14 protein-coding genes are annotated in these 19068 nt (G+C 66.2%); 10 read left to right on the top strand and 4 right to left on the bottom strand.

The window, feature by feature from the left end; genetic code table 11:
- Positions 1-13 precede the first annotated feature (13 nt).
- The 6 genes from EBB56_RS06415 (at position 14) to EBB56_RS06390 (ending at position 9893) form a co-directional block, all read left to right on the top strand.
- Entirely contained in the window at positions 14-469 is a 456-nt protein-coding gene (locus EBB56_RS06415; protein WP_124803654.1) for a cytochrome c-type biogenesis protein, read from the top strand.
- A complete protein-coding gene (ccmI, locus tag EBB56_RS06410; RefSeq protein WP_124803418.1) occupies positions 466-1686 on the top strand; it encodes a c-type cytochrome biogenesis protein CcmI in 1221 nt (406 codons plus the stop codon). The genes EBB56_RS06415 and ccmI overlap by 4 nt, the downstream gene beginning before the upstream one ends.
- 3 nt (positions 1687-1689) lie before the next feature.
- Complete coding sequence (smc, locus tag EBB56_RS06405) at positions 1690-5187, top strand: chromosome segregation protein SMC (protein WP_124803416.1); 3498 nt, start codon at positions 1690-1692, stop codon at positions 5185-5187.
- A gap of 225 nt (positions 5188-5412) precedes the next feature.
- The gene (gene zipA / locus EBB56_RS06400) at positions 5413-7389 is read left to right on the top strand and encodes a cell division protein ZipA (protein ID WP_124803414.1); all 1977 of its coding nucleotides are present in this window, start codon (positions 5413-5415) and stop codon (positions 7387-7389) included.
- 192 nt (positions 7390-7581) lie between these two features.
- Entirely contained in the window at positions 7582-9624 is a 2043-nt protein-coding gene (gene ligA / locus EBB56_RS06395; RefSeq protein ID WP_124803412.1) for an NAD-dependent DNA ligase LigA, read from the top strand.
- A complete protein-coding gene (locus EBB56_RS06390) occupies positions 9621-9893 on the top strand; it encodes a YheU family protein (RefSeq protein WP_108449937.1) in 273 nt (90 codons plus the stop codon). The genes ligA and EBB56_RS06390 overlap by 4 nt, the downstream gene beginning before the upstream one ends.
- Positions 9894-10105: 212 nt before the next feature.
- Here the strand turns inward: EBB56_RS06390 and mnmC are convergent, their stop codons facing one another.
- Together mnmC and EBB56_RS06380 are read right to left on the bottom strand one after the other, a co-directional pair.
- Complete coding sequence (mnmC, locus tag EBB56_RS06385) at positions 10106-12151, bottom strand: bifunctional tRNA (5-methylaminomethyl-2-thiouridine)(34)-methyltransferase MnmD/FAD-dependent 5-carboxymethylaminomethyl-2-thiouridine(34) oxidoreductase MnmC (RefSeq protein ID WP_124803410.1); 2046 nt, start codon at positions 12149-12151, stop codon at positions 10106-10108.
- Positions 12152-12411: 260 nt separating this feature from the next.
- Positions 12412-12711, bottom strand: coding sequence for a YciI family protein (locus EBB56_RS06380; protein ID WP_045991104.1), 300 nt, complete (start codon positions 12709-12711; stop codon positions 12412-12414).
- 274 nt (positions 12712-12985) lie between these two features.
- On the opposite strand from EBB56_RS06380, the gene EBB56_RS06375 reads away from it, so the two are divergent.
- Both EBB56_RS06375 and EBB56_RS06370 read left to right on the top strand, forming a co-directional pair.
- Positions 12986-13951, top strand: coding sequence for a PHP domain-containing protein (locus EBB56_RS06375; protein ID WP_311767529.1), 966 nt, complete (start codon positions 12986-12988; stop codon positions 13949-13951).
- A 79-nt stretch (positions 13952-14030) separates the two neighbouring features.
- Complete coding sequence (locus EBB56_RS06370; RefSeq protein ID WP_045991103.1) at positions 14031-14654, top strand: L-threonylcarbamoyladenylate synthase; 624 nt, start codon at positions 14031-14033, stop codon at positions 14652-14654.
- Between the two features lie 173 nt (positions 14655-14827).
- Here the strand turns inward: EBB56_RS06370 and EBB56_RS06365 are convergent, their stop codons facing one another.
- Positions 14828-15805 (bottom strand): ion transporter, encoded by a 978-nt coding sequence (locus tag EBB56_RS06365; RefSeq protein WP_240184309.1) that lies wholly within the window; start codon positions 15803-15805, stop codon positions 14828-14830.
- Between the two features lie 98 nt (positions 15806-15903).
- Positions 15904-16785, bottom strand: coding sequence for a CYTH domain-containing protein (locus tag EBB56_RS06360; RefSeq protein ID WP_124803406.1), 882 nt, complete (start codon positions 16783-16785; stop codon positions 15904-15906).
- A gap of 135 nt (positions 16786-16920) precedes the next feature.
- Between EBB56_RS06360 and EBB56_RS06355 the strand changes: the two genes are divergently transcribed.
- Together EBB56_RS06355 and EBB56_RS06350 are read left to right on the top strand one after the other, a co-directional pair.
- Positions 16921-17601, top strand: a complete 681-nt coding sequence (locus EBB56_RS06355) for a TIGR00153 family protein (RefSeq protein WP_045991100.1) — start codon at positions 16921-16923, stop codon at positions 17599-17601.
- Positions 17602-17684: 83 nt separating this feature from the next.
- Positions 17685-18950: an inorganic phosphate transporter gene (locus EBB56_RS06350; protein WP_045991099.1), complete on the top strand. Its 1266-nt coding sequence runs from the start codon at positions 17685-17687 to the stop codon at positions 18948-18950.
- Positions 18951-19068 lie beyond the last annotated feature (118 nt).

Raw genomic sequence — 19068 nt, 5'->3', positions numbered from 1 at the left:
CTGGCTGGCGGGCATGGTGCTGGGGCTGTTGATGCTTGTCGCTGCGCTCGACGCTCGGGCGGAAGCCATCGAGGTACGCGGCTTCGACAACCCGGTGACCGAAAAGCGCTATCAGGAGCTGACCGCCACCCTGCGCTGCCCCAAGTGCGAGAACCAGGCCATCGGCGACTCCAACTCGCCGATCGCCGCCGACATGCGCGAGCGGGTCTACGCCCAGCTTCAGGACGGCCGCTCGGACAAGGAGATCATCGACTTCATGGTCCAGCGCTTCGGCGACTATGTCCTCTACAATCCGCGTCTCGAGGGGCGCACCCTGCTGCTGTGGGGGCTGCCCGGCGCGCTGGTCGTCATCGGCGCCCTGGTGCTGTGGCTGATCATCCGCTCACGGCGACGCACCCAGGTACGCAGGCTGTCCGCCGAGGAGCAGGCGCGCCTGGACGACCTGATCGATAGAGAGGGATCCGCATGACCCTGTTATGGCTGGCCTTTTCCGTTCTGCTGCTGCTCGCGGCCTGGCTGCTGATCCTGCCCCTGCGCCGTGCGGCGAAGGTGGAACGCCTGCAACGTGCGCTGGAGGACAGCGATGACGCCGCCGCCCAGAACGTGGCGGTCTATCGTCGTCGGGTGGCGTCGCTGGAAGCGGCCAAGTCTCGGGGAGACATCGACGCAGCACGCTTCGACGAGGATCTCAGTGAACTCCAGCGCAGCCTGCTCGATGACACCGAGCGGCTCAAGCGCTCGCCGCTGAAGTCTGCCGCTGCGGGCAAGCTGGCGGTGCCGCTGGTGCTGGTGGCGGTGGTGGTGGTCAGCGTGGTGTGGTACCGCTGGGAGGGCGCCGAGGGCGACCTGGTGCTGTATCAGGCCATCGAAGAGGTACGCAACGACCCCGAGGCCAGCCTCGCGCTGATGATCCAGCGCCTCGAGCAGCAGGCCGAGAGCCAACCCGACAACCCTCGCGTGTGGCAGACGCTGTATCCGCTTTACCGCGACAGCGGCGCCTACGCCCAGGCCAGCGATGCCATCGAGCGTGTGCTTGCGCTGGAGGGGCGTTCACCCTGGTGGATCGGCGAGTTGGCCAAGATGCAGTACTTCATCAACGAAGGGCGGCTCGACGATCGTATTCTGGCGCTGTCCCGGGAGGCCAGTCGTGAGGCGCCGAATCTGCCCTCGGCCATGTGGTTTCTGGGGGTCGAGGCCTTTCAGAACGAGGACTATCAGGGCGCCCTGGGCTTCTGGCGGCGTGGTCTGTCGACGGCAGACGACTCGCCGTTGTCCGAGGCCATGCGCCAGGGCGTCGCCCAGGCCGAGCAACGCCTGGCCCCTGCGGCGAGCGAGCGCAATGTCCTGGTCAGCCTGTCGCTGGCCGATGAACTGGTCGGGCGTCTAGCGCCGGAGACCACGGTGTTCGTGGTGGCGCGGGACAGCGAAGGCAAGTTGCCGCCGCTGGCCATCGAGCGCCTGACCCTGGCCGACCTGCCGGCCAGTCTGACGCTTGACGCCAGCGATGCCATGTCGCCCATGGCAAGCCTCGCGCAGGTCGATGAGGTACGTCTGCTGGCGCGCGTATCGTCCAGCGGCCAGGCCCAGCCCCAGGCCGGCGATCTCATGGGTGAACGACAAGGGGTTGCAGTAGGCGGCCCGGACATGGATCCTGTCGCGCTTATCATCGATCGAGTGATTGAATAGTCCATGCGTCTGACGTCGATCCGGCTGGCCGGGTTCAAGTCCTTCGTCGATCCGGTCACGGTGCCCTTTGACGGCAACATGACCGCCATCGTCGGTCCCAATGGCTGCGGCAAGTCGAACATCATCGACGCCGTACGCTGGGTCATGGGCGAATCCTCGGCCAAGACCCTGCGTGGCGAGTCGATGACCGACGTCATCTTCAACGGCTCCACCGGGCGCAAGCCGGTGGGCATGGCCTCCATCGAGCTGACCTTCGACAACCGCGACGGCACCATGGGCGGGGTCTACGCCCAGTACGCCGAGATCTCGGTCAAGCGTCAGGTCACCCGGGACGCCCAGTCCAGCTACTTCTTCAATGGCCAGAAGTGTCGCCGACGCGACATCGCCGACCTGTTCCTGGGCACCGGCCTGGGGCCGCGCTCCTACGCCATCATCGGCCAGGGCATGATCTCGCGGCTGATCGAGGCGCGTCCCGAAGAGCTGCGCGCCACCCTGGAAGAGGCCGCCGGTATCTCCAAGTACAAGGAGCGCCGTCGCGAGACCGAAAATCGCATGCGTCGCACCCAGGAGAACCTGGACCGGCTCGACGATATCCGTGAGGAGCTGGACAAGCAGCTCGAGCGGCTCAAGCGTCAGGCCGAGGCGGCCAGACGCTACCAGTCGTTGAAAGAAGAAGAGCACCGGGTCAAGGGCGAACTCGCACTGCTGCGCGGACGCGCCCTGCGTGCCGCCCAGACCGAGCAGGACACCCGGGTGCGCGAGCTCGAGACCGCGGTGGAGCGCGAGGTGCTCGGCATGCGCCAGTGCGAGACTCGGCTGGAAGAGGCCCGCGCCGAGCACGATGGCCTGGCCTCGGAGCTCGACCAGCGCCAGGCACGCTTTTACGAGACCACCACCGCCATCGCCCGCCTCGAGCAGGAGCTCGAACACACCCGCTCCCGCGATCAGCAACTGGCGCGGGATCTCGAGAGTGCCCGCCGCGAGCTCGAGGAGCTCGATCGTCTCGGCGAGGACGACAGTCAGCGCCTGCTGGCCCTCGAGGATCGCCTGGAGACCCTGGGCCCCGAGCAGGAAGAACTGGCAGAGCAACTGGCCGAGCTGGAAGCGGCGCTGGAGGAGGCCGAGCCCGCGGTGGAGGAGGCCGACGCCGAATGGGAGGCCTTCAACGAACGCTGGCGCAGCGACAGCCACGAGGCTGAACGCACCCAGGACCGACTGCGTGAGCTGGAAGCTCGGCTCGAGCGCATCGCCGCCGACCGTGCCAAGCGCCGTCAGCAGCTCGATGAATTGCCGGACCTGGCCGGCCTCAGCGCTCAGCGCGAAGAAGTGAAGAGTCAGCTGGCCGAGCACGAGGCCCGCGCCGAGGAGCTCGAGGAGCGTCGTGAACGGCTGATCGAGCAGCGCGACGCCAACCGTCGCGAGGTTGTCGAACATGACCGCGCGCGCGAGCAGGCGCTTGCCCGTCACAGCGCCCTGGGTGGCGAGATCGCCTCGCTGGAGGCGCTGATCGAGGCGGCCCTGGCCGACCACGACGAAAGCCTGGACCGGCACCTGGCCGAGCATGGTCTTGCCGAGGCGCCACGCCTGGGCGAATGCCTGAATGTCGAGCCCGGCTGGGAGGAGACGGTGTCCTGGGTGCTGGGTCCCTGGCTCAGGGCCCGCATGGCGTCGTCGAGTCACTGTCGTGAGGTGATGGCCTCGCCGCTTGCCGCCGAACTGGCACTGCTCGATTCAGAGGCCAGCCTCGACGCTGCCGGCGACAGCCTGGCGGCGAGGGTCAAGGGCGCCGGTGCGGCCGCGCAGTGGCTCGCCTGCATTCGCTGTGCGGCCTCCCGTGACGAGGCCTGGCAGGCACAGGATCGGCTCGAGGCAGGGGCCAGCCTGGTGACCGCCGACGGCCTGTGGCTAGGCCCTGGTTGGGCGCGCCAGCGGGGCGAGGGAGATGGGCCGGATGCGTTGCTGGTGAGCCGTGCCCGGCTGGACGAGGCAAGTGCCGCCCTGGCAGAGCAGGAACAGCGGCTGGCGTCCGTCGAGCAGGCCCGTGAAGGTGCCCAGGCGTTGGTCGATCAGGCCGAGCAGGGGCTCGAGCAACTGCGGTTGTCGGAGCGTGAGCTGGATCAGGCGCGTCAGCAACTGGCGGTCCAGGACAATGGTCTGGCCAGCCGGCTTGAGCATCTGTCCAGTCGCGGCGCGGAGATCCACGAGGAGCTCGAGGGCCTGGCCGAAGCCGACGAGGAAGCGCGGCTGGCCATCGAGGAAATGCGCGAGCAGTGGCAGAGCGCCATGGCTCGGCTGGAAGAGGGCGCCGAGGTACGCGAGCGTCTCGAGCGCGAGCGCACCCAGGCGCGCGAGCGGCTGGCCTCGCTGCGTACCCGCCAGCGTCCGCTGAGCGAGCGCTCCCAGCAGCTCACCCTGGAGCACCAGCGGTTGACCACCGAGCGTGCTGGCCTTGCCGAGCAGCAGGGGCGCGCGGGGGATACCCGCTCACGCCTGGAGGAGCGGGTGGCCGAACTCGAGGAAGCGCGTGAGGGACTGCATGAGCCGGATGAGGAACGTCGCGAGCGCCTCGATGAGCTGTTGCACCGGCGCGAGCAGGAGGAGCGCCAGCTCAATGAGTCGCGGGCACGGGCGGCGGCGCTGGTCGAGCGTCTACGCGACGACGAGCAGGCGCGGCAGAGCCACGAGCGAAATCTCGATGGCGTGCGCGAGCGTCTGCAGGAGGCGCGTATGCAGGTTCAGGCATTGGCGCTGAAGGCCGAGACCCAGGATGAGCAGCTCAGGGAACTTGGCCACGATGCCGAGGCTCTGACACAAGGGCTGGACCCCAATGCCACCGAGTCCGCCTGGCAGACCCGGCTGGAGGAGCTGGGCGAGAAGATTCGCCGGCTGGGGGCGATCAACCTGGCCGCCATCGAGGAGTACGAGCAGCAGGCCGAGCGGCGTGACTATCTCGAAGCGCAGCAGGCCGAGCTGAACGAGGCCCTCGAAACCCTGGACAAGGCGATCCGACGTATTGATCAGGAGACGCGGATGCGATTCCGCGATACCTTTGAGCGGGTCAACGCCGGCCTGCAGTCGCTTTTCCCGCGAGTCTTCGGTGGTGGAACCGCATGGTTGACCCTGACAGGCGATGATTTGCTGGAAACCGGGGTGGCCATCATGGCGCGACCTCCGGGCAAGAAGAACAGCACGATTCATTTGCTGTCCGGGGGAGAAAAAGCACTGACGGCGTTGTCCATGGTATTCGCCATCTTTCAGTTGAACCCGGCGCCGTTCTGTATGCTCGACGAGGTGGATGCGCCCCTGGACGATGCCAATGTCGGGCGCTATGCCAAGCTGGTGAAGGAAATGTCCGAGAGCGTTCAGTTCATCTATATCACCCATAACAAGATCGCCATGGAGGCCGGTGAACGACTGATGGGTGTGACGATGCAGGAACCTGGCGTCTCGCGACTGGTCTCGGTGGGCGTGGACGAGGCGGCCGCGCTGGCAGAAGCATGATGCACTTGAAAGGTGGTTATAATAGGGTTACCAAGTAAGACCATGATACTGCATGGCAAGGTAAGCAAAGGGAGTTGGAAGGGCGAATGCGAAGGGCACTGTCGAGAAGACCGGAGAAAATCCGGCGCTTGACAAATAAAAAAAGTGGCCCTTTTTTTCGCAATCACGCTATGCTGTTGACGGACAACCATCAGGCATGGCGCCTTAGCAAAGGCATGACGACCCATGGAACTAAGAGAGTGGCTGATCATTCTGGGGCTGGCACTGGTGACCCTCATCGTTATCGATGGGGCGCGTCGCCTCCAGCGCCAACGTCGCACTCCCCGCCTTGATGAGGTGCAGGGAGACGTCCTCGATAGTGGCTACGGTAGCTACGAAAGCGGCTATGGCAGTGGTCATGGCAGTCGCCATGATCAGGAACCCGCCATGGCGGCGAGCCCCGGACCCAGCGCGCCAGAGCGTCGGGAGGTGGCCTCGGTAGAGGACGACCCCGAGGAGCGTGCGCGCCAGGAAGAAATCAACTGGGAGCTGCCCAATGGAGGGGCCAGGGTCGTCAGGCCTGCGGACTTCTCCAATGTTCAGCCCAAGCCCAAGCTGCAGCGCCAGGAGCACCCCGGGCCATCCCGGGTGTTGTCCGAATTCCGCTCCAGTCAGGCCAGTCGCGCTCAGGAGGCTGGTGACAGCCAGCGCGCCGATGGATCGTCGACCAATGACCGGCCGGCGGACACCGTTGCCCCGCGAGCCAGTCAGCCGGCACCTGTAGCCCGGGCCGAGCAGCCCGCCCAGGCAGAGGGTGTAGAAGAGGGTGCAGAACAAGCGCCCGCCGAGGCAGAACCGACTCCAGCACAGGCAGAGCCGTCGGTGCGGGTCGATCAAGCGCCCGCGCAGGCCCCGAACGCTGAAGAAGTGGCCGAGCAGTCCTCCCTGTCAGACGAGCCCATGGCGGCCGACAGCCGCGAGGAGCCACGGGCCACCAGCGAGACGACGATGGACGCTCCGGTGGACGCTGACGCCTCCACCGGCAAGACTGCCCAGGACGAACACGCGGTGCGTGACGATGTCGCCGACGCGGGTGATGGGCGCCGCGAGCCCAGCTTGAGCGCGCGTCGTGACGATGACGTCGCCAGCGAGCCCGGCGACGCTGCCATGCCGTCTCTGGCGGCGGATCCACAGGACCACGAAGAATTCGACGAAGATCAGTATCGTCTGGTGGACTTCGAGGGGATGGGAGATTCGTTGAAGGATCGCTCTCGTCGCATGGGGTCCTCCGTGCATCGTTTTGGCGCTTCGCTGCAGAAGTCGCTGGGAGAGCGCCGGGAACAGAAGCGTATCGAACGCGAGAAGCGTGAGAAGGAAAGAGCCGAGAAGGCACGGCTCAAGGCCGAGCAGAAGGCCGAACAAGCCAAGCTCAAGGCCGAAGAAGAAGCTCGCCGGCAGGCCGAACAGGCACAGCATCAGGCCGAACAGCAGCGTCAGCGGCAGCAGGAAGAAGGGCTGCGTCAGGAGGAGGCCGAGCGCCGCCGTCAGGAAGCCTTGCTTGCCAGGCAGGCCGCTGCCGATCAGCGTGGCGCCTCGTCGATGGAAGACGAAGCCTCGTTCGACGATGCCACGTACGACGAAGCCGCGTATGACGAAGCCGCATTTGATGAAACTAAGGACATCGATGTCGAAGACTCCAGGGTGCGCACCCATCCGGTGCTCGAGAAGGCCCTGCGCCACGACGTCAACGCCGAGCATGCCCGTGACAGCCTGAGCAATGCCGAGGAAATCATCGTCATCAGCGTGATGTCCCGTGACGAGGACGGCTTCCCTGGCACGACCCTGCTGGAGCTGATGATGGCCTGCGGTTTGCGCTACAGCCGAGACATGGGCATCTTCCATCGCTTCGAGACCGAGGATGAGGGCAGCGCCCTGCAGTTCTCCATGGTCAACGTGCTCAAGCCCGGGACCTTCCCGATCGAGGCCATGGACGACTTCACCACACCTGGTATCACCCTGCTGATGCCGCTGCCCAGCGCCAAGGACAGCTCGGCGGCCTTCGAGGCCATGGTCGAGACCGCGATGGTGATCGTGCGCCATATGGGGGGTGAGCTGAAGGACGAGAATCACAGCGTGATGACCGCCCAGACCGTGGAGTTTGCCCGCCAGCGGGTGCAGGAGTTCGAGCGCCGCCACCGCCTGCATCGTTATCAGGTGAACTGACCGCGCAGGCGCTGCCTGGCACGCGACGGCCCCGTGGAGACACGGGGCCGTCTGCGTTTTCCTTCTGTGTCTTGATGGGGCGGACCGGGGTTGCCTGTCGGGGGCGGTGATGCCTGGCGGTTTTCTCCCGGCGGGCATGGGGTAGAATGGCCGATCATCAGCACTTCGCACTTCGCCAGGACAAGGGTTTACATGACCACCGATGCTTCGACCCGTGACGAGGTCGCGCGGCTTCGCACCGAACTCGATGACGCCAACTACCGCTATCACGTGCTCGACGACCCGCGCCTGCCCGACGCCGAGTACGACCGGCTGCTGCGTCGGCTGACGGAGCTCGAACAGGCCCATCCCGAGCTTGCGAGCCCCGACTCGCCGACCCAGCGGGTCGGTGCCAAGCCCGCCGACGGCTTCCCCGAGGTGACCCACGCGCTGCCCATGCTGTCGCTGGACAACGCCTTCGATGACGATGAGATACGAGCTTTCGTCAAGCGGGTGGCCGAGCGTATGGAGCTGGACGCCGACGCACTGTCGTTCTCCTGTGAGCCCAAGTTCGACGGCGCTGCGGTCTCGCTGGTCTACCAAGACGGTGTGCTGGTCAGCGGTGCCACACGTGGCGACGGCCGTACCGGCGAGGGCATCCTGTCCAATCTGAAGACGCTGAAGTCCATTCCGCTGCGCCTTCGGGGCGAGACGCCGCCGACGCTGATGGAGGTGCGCGGCGAGGTCATCATGCGTCACCAGGAGTTCGAGGCGATGAACGAGCGTGCCCGTGAGCAGGGCAGCAAGGTCTTCGCCAATCCTCGTAATGCCGCCGCCGGCAGCCTGCGCCAGCTCGACCCCAGGGTGACCGCCACGCGGCCACTCGAATTCCGTGGCTACCAGGTAGCGCGCCTCGAGCCCGATGGAGGCGCGAGCACCCATAGCGAACTGATGCAGCGGGTGGCCGAGGTCGGCCTGCCGGTCAGTCGCGAGCTCGAAGTGGTCAAGGGGGCGGACGGTGTTATCGACTACTGCCGCCGCCTGGGGGAGCGTCGTGAGCGCCTGGACGTCGATATCGACGGGGTGGTGATCAAGGTCGACGAGCTACGCCTGCAGCGCGAGCTGGGCTTCGTTTCGCGGGCGCCGCGCTGGGCCATCGCCTTCAAGTTCCCGGCCCAGGAGCAGACCACGACCCTCACCGACGTGGAATTTCAGGTGGGGCGCACCGGGGCGATCACCCCGGTGGCACGGCTCGACCCGGTCAGCGTGGCCGGGGTGACGGTGTCCAACGCCACCCTGCACAACGCCGACGAGATCGCGAGGCTTGGCGTGCGCATCGGCGACCGGGTCGCCATTCGCCGCGCCGGCGACGTGATCCCCCAGGTGGTCAGGGTGGTCGAGGCGGCAGGCGAAGGTCAGGATATCGTCTTCCCCGAGCGCTGCCCGGTGTGCGAGTCCGAGATAGAGCGGATCGAGGGCGAGGTGGTGGCACGCTGCTCCGGCGGGCTGGTATGCGCCGCCCAGCGCAAGGAGGCGCTCAAGCACTTCGCCTCGCGCCGGGCGATGGACATCGACGGCCTCGGCGTCAAGCTGATCGATGCCCTGGTCGAGCGTGACTGGGTCAAGACCCCGGCGGACCTGTTCAGCCTGTCCGCCGAGCGGCTGGCAGAATTGCCGCGCATGGCCGAGAAGTCGGCCAGCAATCTGGTCGAGGCGCTGGAAAGGGCCAAGGCCACCACCCTGGCACGCTTTATCTACGCCCTGGGTATCCGCGAGGTCGGCGAGGCCACCGCGGCCAACCTGGCGAGCCACTTCGGCAACCTCGATGCCCTCAAGCAGGCCGACCGTGAGACGCTGGAGGCGGTGGACGACGTGGGGCCGGTGGTGGCCGCCCATATCGCCACCTTCTTCCACCAGGCGCACAACCTCGAAACGCTGGAGGCGTTGATCGCCGCGGGGGTGCACTGGGACGAGGTCGACGTCGGCGAGCGCCCCACGCCATTGGAAGGCCAGGCCTGGGTGCTCACCGGTACTCTGGAGACCATGACAAGGGACGAGGGCAAGGCGCGCCTGCAGGCGCTGGGCGCCAAGGTGGCCGGCAGCGTGTCGAAGAAGACCCATTGCCTGGTGGCCGGCCCCGGTGCCGGCAGCAAACTGGCCAAGGCCGAGCAGGCGGGGGTCGAGGTGATCGACGAGGCGACCTTCCTCGCGCGCCTTAACGAGTGGGAATCCGAGAGTTCGGAGGAGCAAGCATGAGCCGTTTCGTCGAAGTACCCTATCGCATGTTGCCCGGGGAGACACTGGACGCCCTGCTCGAGAGTTTCGTCACCCGTCAGGGCTACGACACCACCGACACCGGAGAGGGCATGAATGGTTGGGTCAAGGAGCTCAAGGGCCAGCTCGAGCGCTCGGAGCTGATCATCGCCCACGATCTGGAGACCGAGAGCACCGAGGTGCTGACCCTGGCCCAGTGGCGATCTTTTGGCAGAGACATCGCAGATGACGAGGAAGAAGGAGACATCTGATCTGCCGATGCCCCCGGCCGCCTGACGCTTGCTGCGGCGGGTGAAAAAGACGACGGCCCGCCTTCAAGGCGGGCCGTCGGCGTCTGGGCGTTGCTGCTCGCGTCCAGCCCTGGAGCAAGCTCTGGTGCTAGCCCTGGTGCAAGCCCCGGAGCTAGCTCTATAGCCAGGCCCTGGAGCCCGCCCTTTTGCTAGCCCTGTCGCTAGCCCTGTCGCTAGCCCTGGCGCTTGCCCTGGACGATATCGCGGATCAGCCGCCGCCCCGGGTGCAGGTGGTCGGCCAGGGGGGCTTCCAGCGGCAGCGGTTCATCGCAGATCCGCGAGGCCAGCAGTTCGGCGCACAGCGGCGCGCTGGCCAGCCCCCGTGAGCCGTGGGCGGCGCTGATCCACAGGCCGGGATGGTGGCTGCTAGCGACGTCCGGCACCCGGGTGGCGTCCTTGGCCAGCACCGCGTAGTCGCGAAGCCATGCCGGCTGATCGGGCAGCGGGCCAGCGTAGGGCGTCTTGTCGGGGCTTGCGCAGCGCACACCGCCACGGCCATCGAGGTTCTCTATCGCCAGAGGATGGCCGGCCTGGCGCAGCTGGTCGAGGTAGCCCGGCAGGGTTCTGTCGAGTTCCTCCAGGTTGGCCTGGTGGTCTTCGTCGAGGGTGTCGTTGTCGCTACGCCCCGGGGCAAAGGTCGCGCCGAAGGTCAGCACGCCATCCAGCGGCGGTGCCACGTAGCCACCGGCGCAGACCACTCGCTTCGGCGCCGGGGCCTCGAGCGCCAGGGGCGCGCGGCTGACCTGGCCGCGTACCGCCTGCAGCGGCAGGCCAGTGACCTGGCTGAAGTCAGCCGAGCGATAGGCGGCGGCGACGATGACCTGATCCACCTCGATGGCGACGCTGGTGTGATCGCCCTTCAGGGCGTGGCTGCCGACAAGACGCCAGCCGCCGTCCTCCAGAGGCTCGATGCTGTCGATGCTGGCCTGGACGAAGGTCACCCCTGGCGTGCGGGCGAGCTGCTCGCACAGCTCGCGCGGCCTGGCCCAGCCTGCCAGCGGATAGTAAAGGCCGCCGTGGGGCAGCGAGAGCCCGGCGAGGCTGGAGGCCTCGTCGGCGTCGATGCCACGCACCACCGTGTGGGGAAGGCCGTGGTGATCGAGAAAGCGTCGCTGGCGACGGGCCTCGCGCTCGTTGGCACCGAGTTGCAGCACGCCACAGGCTGACCACAGGAGCTGCTCGGGGTCGAGCCGGGCGAGCCAGCGCTGGCTGTAGAGCAGTCCGCCCAGATAGACCCGGCTCTGGTGGTTGGTGTCGGCGGCGAGCTTCACGTATAGCGCGCCCTGGACATTGCCGGAGCCCCCGCTGCCGGGTCGCGAAGCGTCGATCAGGGTGACCTCGACACCACGTCGGGCCAGCGCCTCGGCGGCGCTGCAGCCGGCGATGCCCGCGCCGACAATGGCCACGCGCCGACAGGGCCGCGCCTCAGGAGGGCGAAACCAGGGGGTGTGACGTCTGCCGGTATCGTCGGGAGGCGAGTCGATCTCGCCGGCGAGCATCTCGCGCTTGCGTCCATGGCCCGGTACCTTGCGCCAGGTGAAGCCGGCGGCCTTGAGCCCGCGCTTGACGATGCCTGCGCAGGTGAAGGTGGCGAAGGTGGCGCCAGGACGGGAGTGCGCCGCCATCGCGGCGAACAGTGCAGGCTGCCACATTTCGGGATTCTTCGAGGGGGCGAAGCCGTCGAGGAACCAGGCGTCCACCAGGCCGTCGAGCAGCGCAAGGCGTTCGCTGCTGTCACCCAGGTGCAGATCGAGAATGACCCGGGGCGACAGCACCAGTCGATGCACCCCGGTGACCGCCACCGGCCATTGACGAATCAACGCCGCCGCCTTGTCGGCCAGATCCGGCTGGCCTGCCAGGGCCCGAATCAGATCCTCGGCGCTCATGGGATAGCGCTCGGTGGAGACGATGTGCAGCCGCGCCCCGGGGGGCGCCAGCGCCTCGAAGCTGTGCCAGGCGCACAGCACGTTGAGCCCGGTGCCGAAGCCCGTTTCACCGATCACGAAGGGGCGCTGCTCGTGCCAGGCGGCAAAGCGCTGGGGCAGCCGGTTGGCGGCGATAAACACGTGCTCGGTCTCGGCGCGACCGTCGTGGCGCGAGAAGTACACATCGTCGAAGGCACGGGAGTGAGGGCTGATTCCGCTGTCGTCCTCGCGCCAGTCCAGTTCGGCGGTAGTGGCGGCGGTCAGGGCGGGGAGGCCATCTGGAGATGATGTCACGTCGAAGATTTCCGGCTGGCGGGGCTGGTCAAGAATTGATCACTCTGTTGTCGAGGGCGTGGCAACAGGGTTACAGCAATGCGTCCGCGGCGTTTCAACAGACTTTTCCACAGACTCTGTGAACAAGCAGGCTGTGAACAAGACCTGTGCAAACAGGCTGTTCGTGAACGGCAGCCAGGACATCGCTTGTCCACGAACAGGTGCCAGAAGCTGGGTGCCCGCGATCCCGCCAGGTGCGCGGGGCAGGCACTCGGCTCGCCTCAGGGCAGGACCTTCTTGAACGGCTTGACGGTGACCGACGCGTAGACGCCGGCGATCATGTAGGGGTCGGCATCGGCCCAGGCCTGGGCGCTGGCCAGGTCGTCGAACTCGGCGACCACCAGGCTTCCGCTGAAGCCGGCGTCTCCGGGATTTTCGCTGTCCACCGCCGGGTGCGGTCCGGCCAGCACCAGGCGTCCCTCATCGCGCAGGGCCTCGAGTCGAGCCAGGTGGTCGGGCCGGGCGGCCAGTCGACGTTCCAGGCTGTTGTCCACATCTTCGCTGATGATCGCGTAGAGCATCGATAGTTCCTCGATAGGGCCCGGTTGACGTTGGCCCGGGCAGACTCGCCGGGCGGTCGGATGCCGCTCTACGGCATCCTGGATGACGATCACCCGGCTCGGGGAGGCGCATGCGCGACGCGACCAGCATTGACCGCGGCAGGCGCCACGCGCACCATGGAGGCCATATTCTGTCAAAGTCGCCGCCCGGCGTCATGTCGAGGAGCCAGTTTCCTGTCCCATGCCAGCCCTTCCTGAGTCCTTCGAGGGCACGGCCCTCGCCATCGATTTGCATATGCACTCGACCGCTTCCGACGGCGCTCTTGCGCCGTCGGAACTGGTGACGCTGTGCCACGCCAAGGGGCTTTCGCATATCGCCCTGACCGACCATGACAGCCTCGAGGGGGTCGCCGAGGCCGACCGTCGCGCCCGCGAGCTTGGGCTGTCGGTGCTGCCCGCCAGCGAACTGTCCTGTCAGTGGCGGGGACTCAATATCCATGTGGTCGGGCTGTTGCCGTCGGGGCCGGGGGACATGCTGGAAGCCGGCCTTGCCGAGCAGGCCATCGCCCGCGAGAAGCGTGCCGAGACCATTGCCCGGCGACTCGAGCGCATCGGCCTGAGCGACGGGCTGGCCAAGGCGCGTGCCTGGGCCGGCAGCGACCGGCCGCTCAATCGCCCCGACTTCGCCCACGTGATGGTGGCAGAAGGGCTGGTGGCGGATCTGTCCGGGGCCTTTAGCAAGTATCTTGGCAACGGCAAGATCGGCGACGTGAAGTCGCATTGGCCCTACCTGTCCGAGGTGGTGGAGTGGATCCTCGACAGCGGCGGCGTGGCGGTGCTGGCTCATCCCCTTCGCTACAAGCTGACCCGGCGCAAGCGCGGCCTGCTGCTCGATGAGTTCTGTCGGGCGGGGGGCCAGGCGGCGGAGCTGGTCAGCGGCTTCCAGAACCCGGATGTCACCCGGGACCTGGCGCGACAGTTGATGGAGCGCGACCTGTACGGATCGCTGGGCAGCGACTTTCACTTTCCGGGAGGACACCTGGCACCGGGCAGCATGAGTCCGATTCCGCGCACCGCGGTGGCGCCGGTGTGGGCCCATCCGCGCCTTGCCGCCTGGTTCGCCAGCGCGGCGAGTACGGACGTGGCGGGCCCTGGCGCGACAAATGGGAGCGTGGACGATGACACCCCGCGCGCCGGCCCGGAAGGCGAGAGCCCGGAATACCAGAGCCCGGAAGACAAGAACGCCGCCCATTCGGTCTAGTCTCAGAGGGAAGGCCCGCGCTGCGCCTCGTGCTTTCTTCGCCAACTTCTTTTGCCCGTTTGTTCGCCAGGGAGGCAACATGACCCAGTACTTTCAGATTCACCCCGACAACCCCCAGAAGCGCCTGATCGACCGCGCGGTCGAGATCATCCACAAGGGCGGAGTGGTGGCCTATCCGACCGACTCGGGCTACGCCCTTGGCTGCCACCTGGGGGACAAGAAGGCCATCGAGAAGATCAAGTGGCTCAGGTCGCTGGACGACAAGCACAACTTCACCCTGGTGTGCTCGGACCTGTCGGAGATCGGCACCTACGCCAAGGTGGACAACGCCGTCTTCCGCCTGCTCAAGGCCCACACCCCGGGCGCCTACACCTTTATCCTGCACGCCACCACCGAGGTGCCCCGGCTGCTGCTGCATCCCAAGCGCCGCTCCATCGGCGTTCGGGTGCCGGACCACGAGATCTCGCGTGCCCTGCTTGAACGCCTGGGCGAGCCGCTGATGAGCGTGACCCTGATTCCGGTAGGGGAGGCGTTGCCGATGACCGACCCCGAAGAGATTCGCGATCGCTTCGGTGCGCACCTGGACCTGGTGATCGACGGTGGCGCCTGTCAGCTGGAGCCGACCAGCGTGATCGATCTGCGCGACATGCCGCCGGTCATCGTGCGCGAAGGGCGCGGCGATATCTCACCCTTCCAGGAGTAGCGCTCGACGCAAACCAGCGAAAGCATGCGGCGCATTGTCAGAAAGGCGACAGGCGCATGCAGCCACGATGTTTCGACTGGTCCCGTCCCTGGCTCGCTCTCCTGAACCCCCGCCCTGGACAGGGGCCCGCTGCGGCCAGGGCCTTGGACAGAGGGCCCGTTGCGGCCAGGGCCTTAGACAGAGGGGCCGCTGCGGTCGGGATTGCTGACGCCATCGTCGCCATCATCGTCGTCATCTTCGCGCTTGGCCTTTTTTTCCTCACCGCCGTCGTCCTCCGGTTCCTCTTCTGGTTCTTCCTTCGGTGCGTTGGGGTCGGGGGTGTCCTCGTCGAGCCAGGTGCCACAGATCAGGCAGTACTTGGCACGCTGCTCGTGGCGGTCGTGGCCGCAGCCTGGGCAGGCTTCGTCGGAGTAGCGATCGGCACGAATCGAGCGGATTACCTCGGCGGAGAAGACCCCGGTGGGGACCGCGATGATCGAGTAGCCGATCAACATGACCACCACGCTGATGGCCTGGCCAAGCGGCGTCACCGGCGAGATATCGCCGTAGCCCACCGTGGTCAGGGTCACCACCGCCCAGTAGATGGCTACCGGAATGCTGGTGAAACCGGCCTCCCTCGGCTCGATCAGATACATCATCGAGGCGAAGATGGTCACCAGCATGAACACCGTGAACAGGAACAGGAAGATCTGGTGGCCGCTGCGCTTCAGCGCGTCGATCAACAGGCGTCCCTCGCCGACGAATTCCATCAGTCTCAGTATCCGGAAGATGCGCAGGCTGCGCAGCAGGCGGATGACGATCAGCGACTGGGCCCCGGGGATCAGCAGCGCCAGCCAGCTCGGCAGGATGGCGATCAGGTCGACGGTGCCGTAGAAGCTCTTCAGATAATTGAGTGGCCGCTCGAGGCAGTAGAGCCTGAGGACTAGCTCGATGGTAAAGAGGATGGTGAAGGTCCACTCGATGGCCCGGAACAGCTCGCCATACTGCATGCGCAGGCTATCGACGCTCTCCAGCACCACCACCAGCACGCTGGCCAGGATGGCGGTGATCAAGGCGATGTCGAAGCCCTTGGCCAGCCGGGTATCCGACTCGAAGATGATCTGAAAGATGCGCGTCTTGAGGCCTTCGGCGGCCGGCTTGTAGCCGTTGATCACGGGCGTGTCCTTGTGGTCTCGGGGCATTCTCCTGCAGGGATCGGGCTATCGCCTACAGGAAATGGGGCCATCGTCGGCGTTGCTCGCTATTGACGTTACTCCATCTCGACGTTGTCGGGTAGCCGGCGACCGAGTCTCAACAGGCCGGCGCCGACCTCGGCACTGAGCCAGTCGGGACGGTGCTCGGCGTCCTCGAGGGAGCCTTGCAGGTGCTTCACTTCCTCACCGACACCGGGCGCCGACGAGCACTGTGCAAGCCGCTTTAGCGTCTCCCGGGCGGTGACCATCCAGCCGCTGTCCTGGGTGTCGGCGTAGGCGTCGAGGGCGACCACCAGGCGATGCAGCAGGGCCGAGGGGCTGTCGCCGGACGGCAGCCGCCAGCCCTCCGCCAGTGCCGTTCCGCGAGCCGCCTTGCTGGTGTCCGATGGGCGCAGCGGGACGCTCTCGGCGAAGCCGTCGGCCAGCTCCAGTAGCTGTCTGGCGTCTCCCCGCTTGAGCTCGAGCTCGACCTCGCGAATGGTAACGCTTAGCTCCCCCACGCGAATCTCGCCCTCGTCGAGGGCGATTTCGACCTCGCCACCATCGCTTTGCAAAAGCCACACCTCCCGCTGAAAGTCGGTGGTAAAGCAGGGAACCAGGCGGGTCAGCAGGGGCTCGTCCAATGCCTGGATCGGCTCGAGCCCCTTGAGACCTTCCAGGTCGAGGGTGTCGCCGGCCACCTTCCATTCCCATTCTCCCCGGGTGGACAGGCCGCCACCGCCCTGGCCGCTGGTCTTCAGGGTCTGGCGCCACTCGTCGCCGATACGCCGCAGACGCAGGGCGACGCGGGCCTCTTTGAGATCTCCCTCTGGGGTGTCGTAGTAGGTATTGACCAGCGTCTCACGGCGGGAAGCCTCTCCGGCGAGGCGGGGGTGGCGTCGTAGCGCATCCGGGCCGTCCGGCCCCAGGGCGAGTTTGAGTTCGACTTCATGGCTCATGCGGAGCGTCCTGACAGGGATAATGGAGGGTGAATCACATCAATGTGACGTTAGTGTGGCGGTATTTTTTCCATGACGTGACAGTTTGGGGTCACTATACTGTCGCCGCCATTTCTCCAGTGTCCGTGACTCCCTATGGTGACATCAAATCCGTTTTCGGCGATGTTTGGCCGCTCCCCCTTTCAACCGCTGCTGGCCCATATCGAAAAGGCGCACGACTGCTCTGCCGAGCTGCTGCCCTTCTTCGAGGCGACCCTTAGGGGCGACTGGGATGCGGCGGCCTCGCATCGTGAAGTGATTACCCGGCTCGAACACGAGGCGGACTCGCTGAAGACCGAGCTGAGGCTGAACCTGCCCAACACCCTGTTCCTGCCGGTTTCCCGTTCGGACCTGCTGGACCTGGTCAGCGTTCAGGACAAGATCGCCAACAAGACCCGCGACATCACCGGCATCATGCTCGGCCGCCAGATGCAGGTACCCGACGCCCTGGCGACCCCGATGCGCGAGTACATCGCCACCGCCGTCGACTGTGTCGCCCAGGCGCGTCAGGCCCTCGAGGAACTCAAGGACCTGCTCGAATCCGGCTTCGGACGCAATGTCACCGAGCTGATGCAGAAATTGATCCGTGGGCTGCATGATCTGGAGCAGCGTGCCGACGAGCAGCAGATCGCCATTCGTCGCCAGCTGTTCGCCCTCGAGAAGGACCTGCCGCCGGTAGACGTGATGTTCCTCTATCAGATCATCGAATGGATCGGAGAAGTGTCGGACCGCGCCGAGCGGGTCGGCAGCCGACTCCAGATCATGACGGCGAACTGAAGACCGTCTTTCCATCCGACCGCCCGCGGGCGGTCTGACGTCATTCAGACTTTCCTCAGTCAGCAATCAAGGGATCTTCTCCCATGTCGATCATTGCCCAGCACGGTGACATCTTCATCCTACTGGCCTGCGCGTTCGGTTTCTTCATGGCCTGGGGCGTCGGTGCCAATGACGTGGCCAATGCCATGGGTACCTCCGTAGGTTCACGGGCGGTCACCATCAAGCAGGCGATCATCATCGCCGTCATCTTTGAATTTCTCGGTGCCTGGCTGGCCGGTGGCCAGGTCACCGAAACCATCCGCAAGGGCATCATCAATCCGGCCCTTCTGGAAAACGACCCCCAGTTCCTGGTCTACGGCATGCTGGCCTCGCTGCTGGCCGCCGGCACCTGGCTGCTGATCGCTTCGATGAAGGGCTGGCCGGTGTCCACCACCCATTCCATCGTCGGTGCCATCGTCGGTTTTGCCCTGGCCGGGCTCGGCATCGAGGCGGTGGGCTGGGGCAAGGTGGGCCAGATCGCCGCCAGCTGGATCGTCTCGCCGCTGCTCGCGGGCTCCATCGGTTTCATGCTGTTCAAGTCGGTGCAGCGTCTGGTGTTCGAAGCCGACGACCCGTTCGCCGCTGCCAAGCGCTATGTGCCGATGTACGTGTTCCTGGTGGGTTTCATCGTCGCCATGGTGACCCTGACCAAGGGCCTCAAGCACGTGGGCCTGCACCTTGCTCCGTTCGAGAGTCTGCTGATCGCGGTGCTCTTCGGCCTGGCGCTGATGGGCCTGGGTATCTGGCGCGAGCGCAGCATCGGCCGTAGCCAGCGCAAGACCGACTCCTTCGGTTTCGAGGGTGTCGAGCGAGTGTTCGGCGTGCTGATGATCTTCACCGCCTGTGCCATGGCCTTCGCCCACGGTTCCAACGACGTGGCCAATGCCGTCGGCCCTCTAGCCGCGGTCATCAGCGTGGTGCATGAGCATGGCAGCATCGAAGGCGCCTCGGCGGTGCCCTGGTGGGTGCTGGTGCTGGGCGGTGGTGGCATCGTGGTCGGCCTGGTGACCTATGGTCACAAGGTCATCGCCACCGTCGGCACCGGCATCACCGAGCTGACCCCGAGCCGTGGCTTCGCCGCCACCCTGGCCGCCGCCACCACCGTGGTGCTGGCCTCGGGAACCGGCCTGCCGATCTCGACCACCCACACCCTGGTGGGTGCGGTGCTGGGCGTGGGTCTGGCCCGCGGTCTTGCCGCCCTCAACTTGCGGGTCATCGGTACCATCGTGATGTCCTGGCTGATTACCCTGCCGGCAGGGGCGGGCCTTGCGATCATGTTCTTCTTTATGTTCAAGGGGATCTTCAACTAACGGGTTGGAAAGGGGCGATAGGGCTGACAGGCGAGATCGCCAGGCGATTATGTCGCTCACTCCTCCCCCCCCACCACACACACACCCGCTACGGCGCCTTCGGGCGCCGTTGTCGTGT

The sequence above is a fragment of the Halomonas sp. YLB-10 genome (assembly GCF_003856855.1).
Taxonomy (GTDB): domain Bacteria; phylum Pseudomonadota; class Gammaproteobacteria; order Pseudomonadales; family Halomonadaceae; genus Halomonas; species Halomonas litopenaei.
This window is presented reverse-complemented; position numbering and strand designations above follow the sequence as displayed.

Bases quoted from the DNA above. Each gene is read 5' to 3' on its own strand.
- EBB56_RS06415 (WP_124803654.1), top strand. From the start codon at position 14: ATGGTGCTGGGGCTGTTGATGCTTGTCGCTGCGCTCGACGCTCGGGCG.
- ccmI (WP_124803418.1), top strand. From the start codon at position 466: ATGACCCTGTTATGGCTGGCCTTTTCCGTTCTGCTGCTGCTCGCGGCC.
- smc (WP_124803416.1), top strand. From the start codon at position 1,690: ATGCGTCTGACGTCGATCCGGCTGGCCGGGTTCAAGTCCTTCGTCGAT.
- zipA (WP_124803414.1), top strand. From the start codon at position 5,413: ATGGAACTAAGAGAGTGGCTGATCATTCTGGGGCTGGCACTGGTGACC.
- ligA (WP_124803412.1), top strand. From the start codon at position 7,582: ATGACCACCGATGCTTCGACCCGTGACGAGGTCGCGCGGCTTCGCACC.
- EBB56_RS06390 (WP_108449937.1), top strand. From the start codon at position 9,621: ATGAGCCGTTTCGTCGAAGTACCCTATCGCATGTTGCCCGGGGAGACA.
- EBB56_RS06380 (WP_045991104.1), bottom strand. From the start codon at position 12,711: ATGCTCTACGCGATCATCAGCGAAGATGTGGACAACAGCCTGGAACGT.
- EBB56_RS06375 (WP_311767529.1), top strand. From the start codon at position 12,986: ATGCACTCGACCGCTTCCGACGGCGCTCTTGCGCCGTCGGAACTGGTG.
- EBB56_RS06370 (WP_045991103.1), top strand. From the start codon at position 14,031: ATGACCCAGTACTTTCAGATTCACCCCGACAACCCCCAGAAGCGCCTG.
- EBB56_RS06360 (WP_124803406.1), bottom strand. From the start codon at position 16,785: ATGAGCCATGAAGTCGAACTCAAACTCGCCCTGGGGCCGGACGGCCCG.
- EBB56_RS06355 (WP_045991100.1), top strand. From the start codon at position 16,921: ATGGTGACATCAAATCCGTTTTCGGCGATGTTTGGCCGCTCCCCCTTT.
- EBB56_RS06350 (WP_045991099.1), top strand. From the start codon at position 17,685: ATGTCGATCATTGCCCAGCACGGTGACATCTTCATCCTACTGGCCTGC.